16 protein-coding genes are annotated in these 15,786 nt (G+C 64.7%); 8 read left to right on the forward strand and 8 right to left on the reverse strand.

What is annotated here, in order from left to right:
- Positions 1-6: 6 nt before the first annotated feature.
- On the reverse strand, positions 7-1,329 hold the full coding sequence (locus ABIB00_RS08480; protein ID WP_354104199.1) for an alpha/beta hydrolase: 1,323 nt from the start codon (positions 1,327-1,329) through the stop codon (positions 7-9).
- 329 nt (positions 1,330-1,658) lie between these two features.
- On the opposite strand from ABIB00_RS08480, the gene ABIB00_RS08485 reads away from it, so the two are divergent.
- Both ABIB00_RS08485 and ABIB00_RS08490 read left to right on the forward strand, forming a co-directional pair.
- Positions 1,659-3,026, forward strand: coding sequence for an APC family permease (locus ABIB00_RS08485; protein ID WP_354104025.1), 1,368 nt, complete (start codon positions 1,659-1,661; stop codon positions 3,024-3,026).
- Positions 3,027-3,028: 2 nt separating this feature from the next.
- Entirely contained in the window at positions 3,029-4,243 is a 1,215-nt protein-coding gene (locus ABIB00_RS08490; RefSeq protein WP_354104026.1) for a hypothetical protein, read from the forward strand.
- On the opposite strand, the gene ABIB00_RS08495 is transcribed toward ABIB00_RS08490, so the two are convergent.
- The gene (locus tag ABIB00_RS08495; RefSeq protein WP_354104027.1) at positions 4,244-4,456 is read right to left on the reverse strand and encodes a hypothetical protein; all 213 of its coding nucleotides are present in this window, start codon (positions 4,454-4,456) and stop codon (positions 4,244-4,246) included. It lies immediately after the preceding gene.
- Between the two features lie 57 nt (positions 4,457-4,513).
- On the reverse strand, positions 4,514-4,873 hold the full coding sequence (gene yidD, locus ABIB00_RS08500) for a membrane protein insertion efficiency factor YidD (protein ID WP_354104028.1): 360 nt from the start codon (positions 4,871-4,873) through the stop codon (positions 4,514-4,516).
- A 231-nt stretch (positions 4,874-5,104) separates the two neighbouring features.
- On the opposite strand from yidD, the gene ABIB00_RS08505 reads away from it, so the two are divergent.
- Entirely contained in the window at positions 5,105-6,004 is a 900-nt protein-coding gene (locus ABIB00_RS08505; protein ID WP_354104029.1) for a COG3904 family protein, read from the forward strand.
- A 49-nt stretch (positions 6,005-6,053) separates the two neighbouring features.
- On the opposite strand, the gene ABIB00_RS08510 is transcribed toward ABIB00_RS08505, so the two are convergent.
- Positions 6,054-6,509 (reverse strand): iron-sulfur cluster assembly scaffold protein, encoded by a 456-nt coding sequence (locus ABIB00_RS08510; protein ID WP_247353174.1) that lies wholly within the window; start codon positions 6,507-6,509, stop codon positions 6,054-6,056.
- 242 nt (positions 6,510-6,751) lie between these two features.
- Here ABIB00_RS08510 and folE point away from each other — a divergent pair, with 242 nt between their 5' ends.
- The 4 genes from folE to ABIB00_RS08530 all read left to right on the forward strand — a co-directional run bounded on the left by folE (position 6,752) and on the right by ABIB00_RS08530 (position 10,460).
- Positions 6,752-7,441, forward strand: a complete 690-nt coding sequence (gene folE / locus ABIB00_RS08515) for a GTP cyclohydrolase I FolE (protein ID WP_247353176.1) — start codon at positions 6,752-6,754, stop codon at positions 7,439-7,441.
- A 28-nt stretch (positions 7,442-7,469) separates the two neighbouring features.
- The gene (gene hisI / locus ABIB00_RS08520) at positions 7,470-7,892 is read left to right on the forward strand and encodes a phosphoribosyl-AMP cyclohydrolase (RefSeq protein WP_354104030.1); all 423 of its coding nucleotides are present in this window, start codon (positions 7,470-7,472) and stop codon (positions 7,890-7,892) included.
- An 88-nt stretch (positions 7,893-7,980) separates the two neighbouring features.
- A complete protein-coding gene (locus ABIB00_RS08525; RefSeq protein WP_247443410.1) occupies positions 7,981-9,060 on the forward strand; it encodes a lytic transglycosylase domain-containing protein in 1,080 nt (359 codons plus the stop codon).
- A gap of 224 nt (positions 9,061-9,284) precedes the next feature.
- Positions 9,285-10,460 (forward strand): DUF2336 domain-containing protein, encoded by a 1,176-nt coding sequence (locus ABIB00_RS08530; protein WP_354104031.1) that lies wholly within the window; start codon positions 9,285-9,287, stop codon positions 10,458-10,460.
- 40 nt (positions 10,461-10,500) lie between these two features.
- Here the strand turns inward: ABIB00_RS08530 and ABIB00_RS08535 are convergent, their stop codons facing one another.
- The 3 genes from ABIB00_RS08535 to ABIB00_RS08545 form a co-directional block, all read right to left on the reverse strand.
- Positions 10,501-11,079 (reverse strand): Hpt domain-containing protein, encoded by a 579-nt coding sequence (locus ABIB00_RS08535; RefSeq protein WP_247353185.1) that lies wholly within the window; start codon positions 11,077-11,079, stop codon positions 10,501-10,503.
- Positions 11,080-11,110: 31 nt separating this feature from the next.
- Entirely contained in the window at positions 11,111-11,656 is a 546-nt protein-coding gene (locus ABIB00_RS08540; RefSeq protein WP_247353187.1) for a response regulator, read from the reverse strand.
- Positions 11,657-11,743: 87 nt separating this feature from the next.
- Complete coding sequence (locus ABIB00_RS08545) at positions 11,744-12,523, reverse strand: NAD kinase (protein WP_247353188.1); 780 nt, start codon at positions 12,521-12,523, stop codon at positions 11,744-11,746.
- 253 nt (positions 12,524-12,776) lie between these two features.
- Between ABIB00_RS08545 and ABIB00_RS08550 the strand changes: the two genes are divergently transcribed.
- Positions 12,777-14,345 (forward strand): S10 family peptidase, encoded by a 1,569-nt coding sequence (locus tag ABIB00_RS08550; protein WP_354104032.1) that lies wholly within the window; start codon positions 12,777-12,779, stop codon positions 14,343-14,345.
- Here the strand turns inward: ABIB00_RS08550 and ABIB00_RS08555 are convergent.
- Positions 14,332-15,720, reverse strand: a complete 1,389-nt coding sequence (locus ABIB00_RS08555; RefSeq protein WP_247353192.1) for a serine hydrolase domain-containing protein — start codon at positions 15,718-15,720, stop codon at positions 14,332-14,334. The two genes, ABIB00_RS08550 and ABIB00_RS08555, sit on opposite strands and share 14 nt — an antisense overlap.
- Positions 15,721-15,786: the final 66 nt, after the last annotated feature.

The following is a 15,786-nucleotide window of genomic DNA, read 5'->3' on the forward strand; positions in this document are numbered from 1 at the left end:
CGCTGATCAGCGACTCGACGGGGATGGATTGGTGGAGGCCACGCGCGTCAGTGCGAGTGATGGCGTCGCTGACATTTTCACCAGCACGTCCTTGAGCGGGTCCCGCGTCCAGGCGCGGGTCACATAGTCGCGATGGGTGATGCCGTCACCGGTTTCGACGAACACCACGCTGCCGGGACGCAACGGTCCGTCCATGTCTTCGGAGACGCTGATGCCTTTCTGCCGCAGCGTGCTCATCAGCTCGCGGTCGCGCCGCGCGGTGTAGCGGGTGTAGGAGCTGACGAAGAAGCCGGAGCGGTGGCTCTCGATCCATGAGGCGAACTTGTCCATTTCGCCGTAGACGGCGTCGAGCAGCACGACGCCGCGGACGCGGTCGCTGATGCCGCCGACCTCGAGGCTCCAGGCCGTCGGCAGGAAGCCGCCGCTGTAGCCGACGATCACGATCGGCATATTGGCGAAGGCGCGCGCGCTGTTGGGATCGCCGGTGAGCCGGGCCAGATGGTTCGCAGACTCCTCCAGGAAGCGCTTGAGGCCGCCTGCCTGCCAGAACTTGCCGGCGCTGGAATCGGCGGCGTCCACCGCCATTTGCGGAGCAAGCAGGATGGCGTTGGCGCCGGAATCGGTGACCTGCTGCGGCACCAGCTGCCGGTCGCGCACGTCACGCTCGAGCGTTGCGCCGTTGCCGTGGAAGAACACCACGATCACGCCTGGCTTACGCACGTCGAAATGTTCGGGCACGTGCATCAGCACGCGGTTGTCGCTGTAGGTCTCGTCCTGCCAGAACACGCGCCCGGAATAGCTGCGGTGGCCGCGACGCTCGCCCTTGGCGATGTTGAGGAACGGCGAGTCGGAGGCGGGGTTGTTGCCGAAATAGGGGAATGCCGACGACTTCATGCTGACGAGCGTCGTCAGGTCCTCGCGCACCGGACGCTGGTAGGGGGCCTGCGGCGCGAGCGAAGCGATCCTGTAGGGCGCCTGCTCCGGTTGTGGCTGCTGCACGGCGCGCTTGGGCGAGAAGTCCGACATCTGCCGTTGCAGAAAACCCTCGCTTGCGGACGGGAAGCGCTCCGTGAACTGCGGGGCCGGGAAGCGATCCTCGAACGTGTCGCTGCTTGCGACCTGCTGATTTGTCTTCGCAACGATCTGGACGTTGGCCTGCGAGTTCGCCGCGAGCGCCGCCGGATTGGGCGCTTTGCCGCATTGAATCAATGTGAGCGACAGCGGCACCGAGGCTGAGATCAGAGCCATCCGGAGCGCACGACCGCGCGCGCCGGACGTCGTCCGGTCGGCACGAATGTCAGCTTTCAGTTTCGGAACGGCCCCGACCATCCACCCATGACCCCAAGTCATGACCACAAGTCCATCGGCAATCATTAAGACAACTGAGCCGATGGGCGTTTAGGCGACGTTAAGTGTCCGGAGAAACTTCCCCACATCCGGAACGCTCAAAAGGACCACGTAATCGTGTCGCGATTGTGGGGAAAGGAGACGGGACGTCCCGGTGTTTGCGCAGGTTTATTGCCCAAGACCGCGCAGCAAGGGTGCCCGAGTACCGATTTAGCCCGCCTCATTTAACCCTTGTTAACCCTGCTTGAATTGACTGGCTCGAACTGCACGATGCTTCCCACGAGGCGTGACGCCTGAGGTTGAGGACCCCGATGACGGCATCAGATGCGGGTACCGCGGCCTGGACCGGCCGGCTGACCGGAAGCGGGTCGGGAGTCTCCGTTCTGGTCGCAACCGCCATCGTCGTTGCCGACATGATCGGGGTCGGCGTCTTCACCAGCCTCGGCTTTCAGGTCAAGGACATCCCCTCGGGCTTCTCGATCCTCTTGCTGTGGACCATCGGCGGCATCGTCGCGCTGTGCGGGGTGTTCGCCTACAGCGAACTCGGCGCGATGTTTCCGCGCTCCAGCGGCGAATACAATTTCCTCGGCCGCACCTATCACCCCGCCTTCGGCTTTCTCGCGGGCTGGGTGTCGGCGACGGTTGGCTTTGCAGCGCCCGTCGCGCTCGCCGCAATGGCGTTCGGCGAATACGCCAAATCGGTCGTGCCCGGTGTGCCGCCGATCCCGCTTGCCATCGCCGTGGTGTGGCTGGTCTCGCTCGTGCAACTGACCGGCGTCAGGCACTCCTCGACCTTCCAGTTGATCTCGACCATCCTGAAGGTCGTACTGATCGTGGCCTTCCTGGTTGCCGGCTTCATCATTGGCACCCCGCAGCCAATCGCCTTCACCCCGCAGGCTGGTGACCTCGCACACATCGTCAGCGCCCCCTTCGCGATCGGGCTTGTGTTTGTGATGTACTCGTTTTCGGGCTGGAATGCCGCGACCTACATCATCGGCGAAATGAACATGCCGCAGCGGGACCTGCCGCGTGCACTGCTCGCGGGCACGCTGATCGTGCTCGTGCTGTACGTCGCGCTGAATGCGGTGTTTCTCTATTCTACGCCGGTCGGCGCGCTCGCGGGTCAGCTCGACGTCGCCAGCGTCGCCGGCAGTGCGATCTTCGGCAACCTTGGCGGCCGGATCGTCGGCGCGATGATCTGCTTCGGCCTGATCTCCTCGATCAGTGCGATGATGTGGATCGGCCCGCGCGTGATGATGACGATGGGCGAGGACATTCCGGCGCTGCGCGTGTTCTCCCGCAAGTCGACGAGCGGCGCGCCGGCCTATGCCATCCTGTTTCAGCTCGCCGTCGCCAATCTGCTGCTGTTCACGCGCAGTTTCGAGGCGGTGCTCGATTTCATCCAGTTCGCGCTGCTGTTCTGCTCGTTCTTCACGGTCGCCGGCGTCATCAAGCTGCGCATCACCGATCCCGATTTGTCGCGGCCCTATCGGGCCTGGGGATACCCGTTCACACCGCTCGTTTTCCTGCTCGTGACCGCGTTCATGATGTACTACCTTTTGACCGAGCGGCCCCTGCAGTCGCTGTCGGGAATGCTCGTCATGCTCTCGGGCCTGTTGATTTATGCTGTTTTCCGCAGGCGGCCGGTCGCCGCTGGCACGTCATCACATCGCGAATAGACATGTTTCGACCCATGAGAATCTCGGCCGTCGCTCTCGCCTTGCTGGCTGCGGGCGTTTCGTCCGCGCGTGCCGCCGAAGTCACTTTCGACGATACCGCGCGCTTCCTTGCGGGCATGCAGCCTTCGGCGGATTCGCCGCTGGTGCCGCTCACGAAGGACCCGGGCTGGCAGCGCCACGCAAAGTTCTTCGACGGCGCCTTCGCTCAGCTCGAGCAGCGTCAGCTCGCGAAGATACGCAACTGGTCCGATGTCAATCTGGCGGCACCCAGGCCGACCGTGTTCTATTTGTTCAGCGGCCCCGACTTCCTCTATGCCAACGCCTTTTATTCGAAGGCCAGCACCTACGTGCTCGGCGCGCTGGAGCCGGTCGGTGCGGTGCCCGACCTGACGCGGCTGCCGCGCGGTTCGGTGGGCGCCGCGCTCTACAATGTCGAGCGATCGCTCGGCTCGATCCTGAATTTTTCCTTCTTCATCACCAAGCAAATGAAAGTCGACCTGCACACCAACCAGGTCAACGGCACCTTGCCGATCCTCTATGTCTTCCTGGTCCGGTCCGGCAAGACCATCCGCAATGTCGAGATGGTCGCGCTCGACGACAAGGGCGGGATGCATGTCGGCAACGACAATCCAGGACCGAACGCGACGCGCGGCGCCCGCATCACCTTCGTCGGCAGCGACGGCGAAGTGCGCACCCTGTATTATTTTTCGACCGATCTCTCCAATTCAGGTGCACGCGCGGCGGGCTTCCTGAAGTTCTGCGAGACGCTCGGGCCCGGCAACAGCCTGATCAAGAGCGCGTCCTATCTCCTGCACTCCGGCAATTTCACCGTCGCGCGCGACTGGCTGCTTGCCAACAGCGCGACCATCATCCAGGACGATTCCGGCATTCCGCTTTCCAGCTACAACGCGCGGCAATGGCGGTTCTTCCCGTTCGGCCGCTACCTCGGGCCGATCAGCGAATTTCCCGGTCGCTATCAGGAGCGCTACGCCAACCTGTTCACGCGCGCCCAGCCGATCGATTTCGGCGTCGGCTATCGCTGGCGCATGCATGAATCGAACTTGCTGCTGTCGGTGAGGGTACCGGGAAGCGACACAGCGCCGGATGCGGAGACGACCTCATCCGCAGAGCCATCGGCGAAACCGCCGCGTCCGAAGCGGCCACGTCCGCCGGAGCCGATCCCACCACCGCTCGGACGCTTTTTCTGGTCCCGCTGATTACCAGTGAACGCTCTGGCTCGGCACGATGAACGCCGTCGTGCTGGGCGGCGTTGCAATACTCGTCGCCAAGTACCAGCCGGAGCCGACGACGAGCACCAGCAGGGCGATGATGGCGATCATGTCGAGGGTTCTGGGGTCGTGGCCTCTCGAACCACCCCGGGAACCCAGCCCAAGGCTGAAGCGAGAATGAGGGCTGATTTTCCAGCGCATTGTTGTTTCCTCCCGTGGGAGCATCACATCAACGCGAGCGGAGCATTCCGGTTCCACTCAAGGCAGCGCTCCATCCTGCTTAGGGGCGTTGACGCCGCGCCAGCGGGCGTAACGCCACGGCAAATACCAGCGCGCGCTTTGTGGTGCGGTAAGGGGCACGTTGTCGATGCCCGAGGTACCGAACGGGTTGCAGCGGATCAGGCGAGCGAGCGTCATCCAGCCGCCAGCCCAGAGCCCGAACCGTTCGATCGCCTCATCGCCATAGATGGAGCAGGTCGGCAGGTGCCGGCAATTGTAGCCAACCAACGGCGAGAGCGTGTGGCGATACAGCCAGATCAGAGCGCGGCCGAATCTGCGCGGTAGCCGGAACGCGCCCGTGACGGGAGTGGAACAGTGCTCGCAGGTTGAATGCTTCATGGGCGCTTTGCCGCGATCGTGAGCGAGGTGTTGCGCGGTTCCGATGCAGGGAACTGTAAGCTGTTGTTTGTACGCCACATTTTACGTGCTTTTTGGGAGCAGTGCAGCAAGTACCGGTGGACGATCTGTATTCCCCCGGATACCATTTTTGTGACGTTCATGTGAGACTCATTGGAACGTCGGAGCAGGGCTTACCTGAATCGCTTTAGGAGCCTTGGGGAAGGGACCGGTTTGAAATTTCTGAAGGCGCTCAATCTTCGCGGCTGGTTGCTGGTGGGAGCCGCTGCCTGTGGGGTCATGCTGGCTGGCGCCATCGCCACATTCGGGTCGTCGGCCCGAGCCGGTGTTGCCCTCGAAGAGCGCAAGCTGCCAATGAAGTTTGGCTGGATCGCCTGCGAGCCGAATTGCCGCGGATGGGTCAGCGCGACCGGCATCATCACCGCTGATACGCCCAGGGATTTCGAGGAATTTTCCCGCGGACGCCAGCTCGGCGGCGCCACTGTGGTGCTCGATTCCAGCGGCGGTTCCGTCAACGACGCGATCACGCTCGGCCGGCGCTTCCGCAATCTCGGACTTTTGACCACGGTCGGCATCAGCGTTCAGAACCGCGGCGGCCAGTCGGCCCGTCCGGCGGTCGCGCCTGAGGCCTATTGCGAATCCATGTGCGTGTTCCTGCTGCTGGCCGGCAAGAAGCGCTACGTGCCAGACGCGGCCCATGTCCGGGTCCACCAGATCTGGATGGGCGATCGCGCCGACGATGCCAGGGCGGCGAGCTACAGCGCGCAGGACCTGATGATCGTGGAGCGCGACATCGGTCGGCTCGCCAAATACACATTCGACATGGGCGGTGCCGGCGATCTGCTGTCGCTCGCGCTCAGCGTCCCGCCGTGGGAAGATTTACACGAGCTCGACGCAGGCGAGCTCAAGCTCACCAATCTTGTGACCACTGATCTCGTGGCCGACGTGCTGCCGCATGTGGACATCTCAGCGCCGGCAATGGCGGAGCTTGCACCGAAGACGCAGGCGAGGTTCGGCGCGGAATCGGAGCAGCCTGCCAAGTCGACCAAGACGGCGGAAGCCCTGGTGCCGACGGGCGGCGTAGCCAAGCCGGGCACGGCGTCGCAGAAGTAGCCTCGAATGTCCGATTTCGTTTCCGGGGTCTCTGGCTACGAGCCCGGAGTCAGCCTTGCACTGGAGCCGGCTGCTTGGCCTTGGCCTCGACCTGACCGATGGCATCGACCACCGCATCGAAGGTCAGGAGCGTCGAGGCGTGGCGCGCCTTGTAGTCGCGGACCGGCTCAAGGAATTTGATCTCTTCCCATTTGCCTTCAGGAGGCGCGCCGTTCTCCTTCAGCATCTTGCGAACAGTTTCGCGTAACTCACGGAGTTCGCTCGCAGTCGATCCGACGATCTGACTTGCCATGATGGATGAAGAGGCCTGGCCCAGCGCGCAGGCCTTCACGTCATGGGCGAAGTCGGTGACCTTGTCGCCCTCCATCTTGAGGTCGATTTTCACGGTCGAGCCGCACAGCTTGGAGTGGGCGGTCGCGGTGGCATCGGGATCCGACAACCGCCCGAGTCGCGGAATATTCCCGGCTAGTTCGATGATCCGCTTGTTATAGATGTCGTTCAGCATGTGATGGAGTCCAGCACTTCCTCACCCGATCGGCCTTGGCGGGCGGCGTCCATGGTCCTATATAGTGCTGGAACTGGCGGAAAAACAGCCCAGCGGTGCGCTGGCGGTCTTTCAGATCTGCGCTGCCAGCGTGATGACCCAAGGACCTTTTTCGTCAAAGCTGTTCTCTACAGGCGTCCGGCGGCTTCGCCGCCCCGTCTGCCGGTGACACTCCGGCCGCAAGGCCGTCGAACGGAGTAGACATGGACGCTACAATCAAATCCATCCGCCCCAGCAAGCCCTCCGATCGGCAGCCCGAGAGCCGCCCGGCAGAGCTTGATCCTTCCGAATTCCTCGCGGCTGCCGTCCGCGCCGACCAGCCGCGCCCGGCGCGCGCCGAGGCCGAGCAGGCGGTGAAGACGCTGCTCGCTTATATTGGCGAGAACACCAACCGCGAGGGCCTGCTCGACACGCCGCGCCGCGTGGTCGAGGCTTTCGACGAGCTCTACCAGGGCTACCACCAGTGCCCGGCCGAGGTGCTCGATCGGACCTTCGGCGAGACCGCCGGGTATGACGATTTCGTGCTGGTGCGCGACATCGAGTTCACCTCGCAGTGCGAGCACCACATGATGCCGTTCTACGGCAAGGCGCACATCGCCTACACGCCGGTGGAACGCGTGGTTGGCCTGTCGAAGCTTGCGCGCCTTACCGACATCTTCGCCCGCCGGCTCCAGACCCAGGAGCACATGACCGCGCAGATCGCTGCGGCGATCGACGAGGTCCTCAAGCCGCGCGGCGTTGCCGTGCTGATCGAGGCTGAGCATACCTGCATGTCGGTGCGCGGCGTCGCCAAGCATGGCGCCTCCACCTTCACCAGCCGCTTCACCGGCATGTTCCGCGACAATCCGGCGGAGCAGGCTCGTTTCCTGTCCCTGGTGCGAGGCACGCGCTGACCTTGCGAAATTGACCGGCGAGGGCGTTGTGTCCGCTCACTCCCATGAGACCGAGGAAGGGCTGTCCTTCCAGCCCCTGTTCGACGCTGCTGGCCTCGTGACCGTCGTCGCGACCGACGTCGCGACCGGCGACGTGCTGATGGTCGCGCACATGAACCTCGAAGCGTTGCGCAAGACCATCGCGACCGGCGAAGCCTGGTACTTCAGCCGCTCGCGCAATGCCTTGTGGCGAAAAGGTGAGACGTCGGGTCAGACCCAGCGCGTGGTCGAGATGCGTACCGATTGCGACCAGGACGCGGTCTGGATCCGTGTCGAGCAGATCGGCGCGGCGTGTCACACCGGCCGACGCTCCTGTTTCTATCGCAAGGTCGAGGCCGAAGACGGCGGCGCCAAGCTCGTCTTCGTCGATGCGGAGCGGCTGTTCGATCCGGACGCGGTCTACAAGAAATAGTCCTACCGTCATGCGGAGGCGGGGCTGGCGGCCGAATTAACCCCGCATTAACCATACCTGTCCCACGGTGAGACGACAGGGCGCCGAATTGCCGGCGCCGCTCAACGCCGCGCGGGGCGGGCCCTTCATCATGTCGGTCGACAATTCCAGTGGCTCGCAGACCGCGGTTCTCGATCCGTCGCGGGCACGCGTCGCCGGTGCGATCAAGCAGGCCTCGAACGTCGCGGGCGTCAGCTTCCAATACATGCTGACCACCGCCAAGATGGAATCGGATTTCGATCCGAGCGCCGGTGCCACCACATCGTCGGCGCATGGGCTCTACCAGTTCATCGACCAGACCTGGCTCGGCACGGTGAAGGAGGCGGGCGCCCAGCTCGGCTATGGCAATTATTCCGACGCCATCACCAGGACCTCGTCGGGCACCTACACCGTCGATGATCCCGCGATGAAGCGATCGATCATGAAGCTGCGCGACGATCCGGAGGCCGCATCCAGCATGGCGGCTGCGCTGACGCAGTCGAACAGCTTCAAGCTTACTGGACTGCTTGGCCGCAGGCCGAGCGACAGCGAACTCTACATGGCCCATTTCATGGGCGTCGGCGGCGCCGCAAAGCTGATCGCCAATGCCGAGGACAATCCGCAAGCCGTTGGCGCGCGGTTGTTTCCCAATGCGGCATCCGCCAACCGCTCGATCTTCTACGCCAAGGACGGCCGCGCCCGCAGCGTCTCCGAGGTCTATTCGGTGCTGGATGCACGCTATGCCGGCGCTGCAAATTCGAAATCGACCCGCAGCGCGATGGCGGCGTATGGCGACACGCCGTCGACCACGCAGGTCGCAAGCGCCAACGGCGTGCAGCCCGTCGCGCCGGTGATCGACAACGCCGCCTATCTCCAGACCTTTCCAAACACACGCGCGATGACGCCGGCGAGCGCCATGGCGCCAACGACGGTCGCGGACAATGCGCCGAGCACGCCAGTGTTTCGATCGCTCTATCAGCCCGGCGATGCAACGCAGCCGGTCTCGACGACCGTGCAGAAATTGTGGGGCAACAATGCCTCGCTCAATTCGGTCGCACCCGCGACCTCGGGCGCATCGGCAACGCCCGACGTTCGGCCGCCGCAGCCGCTTGATCTCTTCAGCGATCGCAGCGGCACGTTCTCGAGCTAATATCTGCACTCGTGTCCCGCACAAGGCGCAACGCGTAAGCGATGCGCCGCAGAGCCGGGACCCATGCCGCACAGACGGCTGTCGAAGCGCTTCGGTTCCATTAACAAAACGTCAATAAAACCAAACGGTTATGGTGAACGCTTTGTTAAGCGTCGTGGTTTATTTTGTGTTGCAGGTGACAAGCCGTCACCGCTTCGTCTTCGTTGCGTTAAGCCGGAAGCAACATGATCGTTCGGCAGTTCATCAATTGGATCAGGACGGCGCCCGCCGGCGAGCGGGCCGAGGCGACACGGGCGTTGGCCCGGGCCTGGCTGATCTCAGACCTTTCCCGTGACGACCGGGTTGCCGCCGAAGGCGCGCTTCTGATGCTGCTCGACGATCCCTCGCCGCTGGTGCGGCAGGCGATGGCCGAGGCGTTTGCACGCAGCACCGAGGCGCCGGCTGCAATCGTGCGGGCGCTGTCGGCGGACCAGCCGACCGTCGCGCTGCCGGTGCTCGAACATTCTCCGTTGCTGATCGACGCCGATCTCGTCGACATCGTCGCGACCGGCAACGACGAAGTGCAGTGCGCGGTCGCCCGCCGCATCGCGCTGCCGGTATCGGTCTGCGCCGCCATTGCCGAAGTCGGCTGCGCGGCGGCAGCGCTCGAGCTGATCGAAAATCCTCATGCCGAGCTTGCGCCGTTCTCCTGGGATCGCATCGTCGAACGTCATGGCCATCTCGCCGCGATCCGCGAGGCGATGCTGGTGCTGGAGGATCTGCCGTCCGCCACGCGCGCCGCGCTGGTGGCGAAACTCTCCGAGACGCTGGCGCAATTCGTCGTGGCCCGGAACTGGCTCAGTGCCGACCGCGCCGAGCGCATCGCGACCGAGGCGCGTGACCGCTCCACCATGAACATCGCGGCGCGCTCGCGCGGCGAGGACATGCAGGGTCTTGTCCGGCACCTGCGCATCACGGGCCAGCTCACCGCGGGTCTTGTTCTGCGCGCGCTGCTGTCGAGCAATCTCGACTTGTTCGACGCGGCGCTGGCTGAACTCGCCGATCTGCCGCTGGCGCGCGTGACCGCACTGCTGCACGATCGTGGTGGCAACAGCCTGCACGCGTTGCTCCGCCGCGCCGGGCTTCCCGAGGCGACGTTTGCCGCATTCCAGGTCGCGCTCGATGCCTGCCACGAGCAAGGCTTTGTCGACAGCGACGACAATGCGGCGCGGCTGCGCCGGCGCATGGTCGAGCGCGTGCTCACCCATTGCGAGACCGACCGCGGCGCCACCGAGCCGCTGATGGTCCTGCTGCGCCGCTTCGCCACCGAATCCGCGCGCGAAGAGGCAAGGCTGTTCTGCGACGAGCTGGTCGCGGACGAGGCGGTCGATCCGGTGTACGACGAGCTGATCGCGGCGTAACGAGACCCGCAAACGCAATGACGAGGAAAGAGGTGAGCCGCTACTCCGCCGGCGCGATGCTCGGCGCCAGGATTACCTCGAGATGCTCGGGGCGGTCGCGGTTGACCTGGGCGAGATAGTCGTCGGCGACCTTGCGCAGGCGCCGGCTGAGCTCGGCGGAGACGCTGATGTGGTCGAGCTTGGTGTTCTCGTGCACGATGGCGAGGATGGCGTTGATGTGGTGCGTGAACAGCTCGGCCGGCACCTTTTCGAGATCTGGCGCATGCTCGATGACGCGGCACAGGCTCTCGGCAATTCCCGCCGCCGCCGGATAGCCGAAGGTCGCGGCATCGCCCTTGACGTCGTGCGCGGCGCGAAAGAGCTCGTCGCGCCTGTCCTTGGTGAAGCCGTCGTGCCGGATGGCGACGTAGGCGGCCGACAGCCGGTTGATCTCGGTCACCATCCAGTCCTTGAACTCGCTGGCGAGGCCCGCGAGCGCCTGTTCGGCCCGGCCGACCGGATCGTCCATGTCCTTCTCTTCGACACGGCGCAGGACCGTACGCAGCGGGTTGGGCTGCGTGATGATTTGATGCGTGGCGAAGGCCGTGACCTTGATGTCCCTTGCGCTGTTCTTCGCCATGATATCGGCCTCGACCGTGAGAGACGTTGCGCTAGATAGAGGAGCGGGCCTTGTCGAGCAGCGAGGGCTGCTGCAGCACCTCGTGCTTTTCGCCGACGCGGCGCTCGGGACCCATATAAGCGGAGATGGTGTTGCGGCGCCGGTCCGGGCCGAAATAGGTCTTGGTCTTGATGAAGGGGCGGGGACTGGCGACCACGTTGAGGATGCGCTGGTAGAGCCCCTTCGCCGAGATCGGCTTGGCCAGGAATTCGGTGACGCCGGCATCGCGCGCCACGGTGACGCGGCGTTTCTCGGAATGGCCGGTCAGCATGATGATCGGCGCGTAGGGATTGCCCTTGGATTCCGGCTGCCGGATCATCTGCGCCAGCTCGAGCCCGTCGAAGATCGGCATGGCCCAGTCGGCGATGACGATGTCGGGCACGTAATGGCTGTACATTTCCAGCGCGGTTGCGCCGTCTTCGGCTTCGTAGACCTCGCGCGCGCCGAAGGAATGCAGCAGCGTCCGCAGGATGCGGCGCATGTGCGGATTGTCGTCGCAGATGAGGAAACGCAGCTTGTTGAAATCGATGCGAAACATGGAGCCCGGGCCGAAGCGGTCAACTTTCGTTAACCATATCGCGCCGACGGTTAACGAAGGGTTGCGATCGGCAGTCTGACGAGGCGCTCAGGAGCCGAACTGCTCGCGCAGAATGCGCTCTTCCAGGCTGTGACCGGGGTCAAACAGCATGCGCATCGAGATGGTCCTGTCGGACAGCACCTCGACGCGGCGGACGTCGCGGACCTCGTCATGGTCGGCGACCGCCGCCACGGGGCGCTTGTCGCCCTCCAGCACCTCGATCACGACATAAGCCGTGTTCGGCAGCAGCGCGCCGCGCCAGCGGCGCGGGCGGAAGGCGCTGATCGGCGTCAGCGCCAGCAGTGCAGCGTTGATCGGCAGGATCGGTCCCTGGGCGGACAGATTGTAGGCGGTCGAGCCGGCCGGTGTTGCCACCATAATGCCGTCGGCGATCAGCTCGGTCATGCGTTCACGCTCGTCGATCAGGATCCGCAGGCGCGCGGCCTGGTAGGTCTGCCGGAACAGGGCGACCTCGTTGATGGCGTGATGCAGGTGGACGCGGTCGTTGGCGTCGGTCGCGCGCATCAGGAGCGGGTTGATCTCGGATTCCTTCGCCGCGTCGAGACGGGCCCGAAGATCGACCGTCGAGTACTCGTTCATCAGGAAGCCGACGGTGCCGCGGTGCATGCCGTAGATCGGTTTGCCCGAGCGCATGTTCCGATGCAGCGTCTGGAGCATGAGCCCGTCGCCGCCAAGTGCGACCACGACGTCCGCCTCCTCGACGGTGCAATTGCCATAATCCCCCGTCAGCTGGCCGAAGGCCGCTTGCGCCTCGCTGCTCGGGCTGGCGACGAAGGCGATCCGGTCGTATCGCGCTGGCTTGGTCATGGCTTCCGGGGCAGGGCCGCTGGAGAAAGTTCCGCCGGGCTCGTCTATACGACCTGGGCCTCGATTGTCGAGGATGACCGCCTTTCAAAGGAGACCGCCAACTGCCCATCCCGATCTGAGGGCAAAATCGGGCCGATTTGCGCCCAACCGGGCTCTCCAGGCACCGCTGGACCCATGATCCCCCAAACCGTCGCAATTCCGCGCTACCCTTGCGGTCCGCACCGGTGCTCGCAGCCGGGCAGGGAGAACGATCATGGCGACGAATATGCCGGCGCTCCGCCGCGCGACCCTGGTACTGGCGGTGTCGGCTTTCGCGCTCGCGGGATTTGCGCGCGCGGACGATCCGCCGCAACCGCGCGCCGAGACCGCGGCGCCAGCCGGACAAAAGGGCGGACGTGGCGGCGCCGCACAAAGCCCGTCTCAGAATTCATCGTCATCCGCCGAGCCGCACCGTCTCCCCTCGGATTCGACCACGAAGCAGACGCTCGATCTTCCCGGCCGTACCCTCAACTTCGCCGCGACCGCTGGTTCGATCCGCGTGTTCGACGGCAAGGGCGAGCCGCTGGCCGACATTGCCTATACATCCTATGAGCTTGACGACGCCGACCGTGCGACGCGCCCCGTAATGTTCCTGTTCAACGGCGGCCCCGGTGCGTCCTCGGCATGGCTCCAGTTCGGCGCGGCCGGGCCGTGGCGGCTACCGCTCGATGGCGAAGCGCTGTCGCCGTCCGCCTCGCCCGAGGTGAAGCCGAATGCGGAGACCTGGCTCGATTTCACCGATCTCGTCTTCATCGATCCCGTCAGCACCGGCTACAGCCGCTTCATCGCTAGCGGCGAGGATGCGCGCAAATCGTTCTACTCCGTTGATGGCGACGTCAATGCGATCGCGCTTGTGATCCGCCGCTGGCTGGAGAAGCACGATCGGCTGACTTCGCCGAAATACGTCGCGGGCGAGAGCTATGGCGGCATTCGCGGGCCGAAGGTGGTGCGCCAGTTGCAGCTCCAGCATGGGGTCGGCGTCAGGGGATTGATCCTGGTGTCGCCGCTCCTGGACTTCCGCGAGTTCACCGGCACCAGCCTCCTGCAATATGTCGCGACGCTGCCGAGCTATGTCGCTGTGGCGCGCGAAGCCAAAGGGGCGGTCAAGCGCGCCGATCTCGCCGACGTCGAGGCTTACGCGCGCGGCGACTTTCTGGCCGATCTCGTCAAGGGCGAGGTGGATAAGGAGGCCACCAACCGTCTTGCCGACAAGGTCGCCGAGCTCACCGGTATCGACCAGGCGGTCAGCCGCCGGCTCGCCGGCCGCTTCGATGTCGGGGAATTCCGCCGCGAGTTCGATCGCAAAGGTGGCAAGGTGACGGGCCGCTACGATGGCTCGGTGCGCGGCTTCGATCCCTACCCGGATTCGAGCAGTTCTCGGTTCGGCGACCCCTCAGGCGATGCGCTGCAGGCGCCGCTGACGAGTGCCGCGGTCGACGTCCTGACGCGAAAACTCAACTGGCGGCCGGACGGCTCCTACGAGGTCCTGAACGGCGCCGTCGAGGGCAAATGGGATTTCGGCCGCGGCATCAACCCGCCGCAGTCGGTGTCCGAGCTGCGCCAGATCCTTGCCACGGATGCCAAGCTGAACGTGCTGGTCGCGCACGGCCTTTTCGATCTCGCCACGCCCTATTTCGGATCGAAGCGGGTGCTCGACCAGTTGCCGGCCTTCGCGACACAGCGGGTGAAATTCATCGTCTATCCTGGCGGCCACATGTTCTATTCGCGCGACGGCTCGCGGCAGGCGTTGCGGAGCGAGGTCGAGACTCTCATTCGGGAGTAGGCCGTCGCTTGCGCGGCTTGTATCTCCGCGCGATCTCACGCGCCACGACCTTGGCCGGCTTGATGTTGGCGCCCGCGATCCAGACGTCGCTGACCTTGCCGCGCTTGTCGCGGATGCGCCGCACGGGCTCGCCGTGGCTGGAATAGCCGGCGGCCCAGGCAAGCTTGCCGGTGTCTCGGCCGGTGACCTCGATCTCGGCAGCGTCCATGAACGGGTTGTTGAACTGGGGATTGGCGACCAGCACGCGGTTGCCTGCAGGCACGAGGTCGCTCGCGCCCCAGATCGTCCACCAGCGCCCGGTCCAGTCTCGCACGCGCCGGTCGGGTGCGCCGCGCGTTTTAAACACGTGCAGGATCTGCATCGCGCCGTCCATCCAGAACGGCGCCGCGCCGTCGATGGAGTTGCTGAGGATGCTGATCGCGAGCTCGCAAGCGGGGATGGAGCAGGTCCGCGAGATGTAGCCCTGAAAGCCGCCGCCATGGCCGAACCAATCCCAGCCGTCGGTCTTGCCGGCGTTGACGCCGAGGCCGTAGTAACCTTCGAAGCTCTGCGGCACGCGCCAATGGTTTCGCGTCATCTCGCGGCGGCTCGCGACCGATAGCACGCTCTTTTTCGCATTGGGCGCGAGCTGCGCGAAAAACCGCGCCGTATCGGCGGCGGTCGCGACGAAGCCGGCGGCCGATGCCATGGCGTGCGCGGGATTGTCGCCGGGGATTACACATCGCTCTCCGTACGGCAGCTTGCGGGTGTGACCGCGCGCGAATGCCGCGCTCTTGGGAAGCGGCGCGTCCGGCTCGGTCTCGCGCAGACCTGTGGCTTCGATGATCTCGCGCTTGATCCAGACCGGGTAGGGCTCCTTCGTCACGGCCTCGATGAGGAGACCGATCAGGCCAAAGCCGTGGTTGGAATATTTGAAGCGCGTGCCCGGTTCGATCGCGGTCGGCAGCTTCAATTCCGCCGCCAGCTCCTTGGCGTTGAGATAGGGACGGTTGTCGATGAACTGGCTGGAATCGGCGCCGTCGCGCGTCAGTCCCGCGCTGTGCGAGAGCACTTGCGCAATTGTTGTTTCGGCGACGCGCGGATGCAGGCCGACGACATATTGTCCGATGGGATCGTCAAGCCGGAGCTTGTGCTGCTCGCGCAGCTTCATGATGCCGGCCGAGGTAAAACTCTTGGAGTGGGAGGCGATGCGAAAGCGGTGGCGCGGGGTGAGCTTCTCGCCGGTGTCGAGATTGGCGAGGCCGAACGCGTGCTCGGCGACCACCTCGCCGCGATGGACGAATGCGACCATAACGCCGGGCTGTTGAAACGTCGTTTGTTGGAATTCGATCCAGGAGCCGATGTAGTCGATCGCGGATCGCAGCCACTTGTCCATTGCGCACCAATTTGCGAGGGGAGGATTGGTGCGGAAGGCTATCCGAGAACGCAGAATGGGCACAAC

It is taken from the genome of Bradyrhizobium sp. LB14.3 (assembly GCF_040547985.1).
GTDB lineage: Bacteria > Pseudomonadota > Alphaproteobacteria > Rhizobiales > Xanthobacteraceae > Bradyrhizobium.

Excerpts from the sequence above, each read along its gene's own strand:
- ABIB00_RS08545 (WP_247353188.1), bottom strand. The coding sequence starts at position 12,523 with ATGACCAAGCCAGCGCGATACGACCGGATCGCCTTCGTCGCCAGCCCG.
- ABIB00_RS08490 (WP_354104026.1), top strand. The coding sequence starts at position 3,029 with ATGTTTCGACCCATGAGAATCTCGGCCGTCGCTCTCGCCTTGCTGGCT.
- ABIB00_RS08480 (WP_354104199.1), bottom strand. The coding sequence starts at position 1,329 with ATGGTCGGGGCCGTTCCGAAACTGAAAGCTGACATTCGTGCCGACCGG.
- ABIB00_RS08535 (WP_247353185.1), bottom strand. The coding sequence starts at position 11,079 with ATGGCGAAGAACAGCGCAAGGGACATCAAGGTCACGGCCTTCGCCACG.
- ABIB00_RS08555 (WP_247353192.1), bottom strand. The coding sequence starts at position 15,720 with ATGGACAAGTGGCTGCGATCCGCGATCGACTACATCGGCTCCTGGATC.
- ABIB00_RS08510 (WP_247353174.1), bottom strand. The coding sequence starts at position 6,509 with ATGCTGAACGACATCTATAACAAGCGGATCATCGAACTAGCCGGGAAT.
- folE (WP_247353176.1), top strand. The coding sequence starts at position 6,752 with ATGGACGCTACAATCAAATCCATCCGCCCCAGCAAGCCCTCCGATCGG.
- ABIB00_RS08540 (WP_247353187.1), bottom strand. The coding sequence starts at position 11,656 with ATGTTTCGCATCGATTTCAACAAGCTGCGTTTCCTCATCTGCGACGAC.
- ABIB00_RS08485 (WP_354104025.1), top strand. The coding sequence starts at position 1,659 with ATGACGGCATCAGATGCGGGTACCGCGGCCTGGACCGGCCGGCTGACC.
- ABIB00_RS08550 (WP_354104032.1), top strand. The coding sequence starts at position 12,777 with ATGGCGACGAATATGCCGGCGCTCCGCCGCGCGACCCTGGTACTGGCG.
- yidD (WP_354104028.1), bottom strand. The coding sequence starts at position 4,873 with ATGAAGCATTCAACCTGCGAGCACTGTTCCACTCCCGTCACGGGCGCG.
- ABIB00_RS08530 (WP_354104031.1), top strand. The coding sequence starts at position 9,285 with ATGATCGTTCGGCAGTTCATCAATTGGATCAGGACGGCGCCCGCCGGC.
- ABIB00_RS08495 (WP_354104027.1), bottom strand. The coding sequence starts at position 4,456 with ATGCGCTGGAAAATCAGCCCTCATTCTCGCTTCAGCCTTGGGCTGGGT.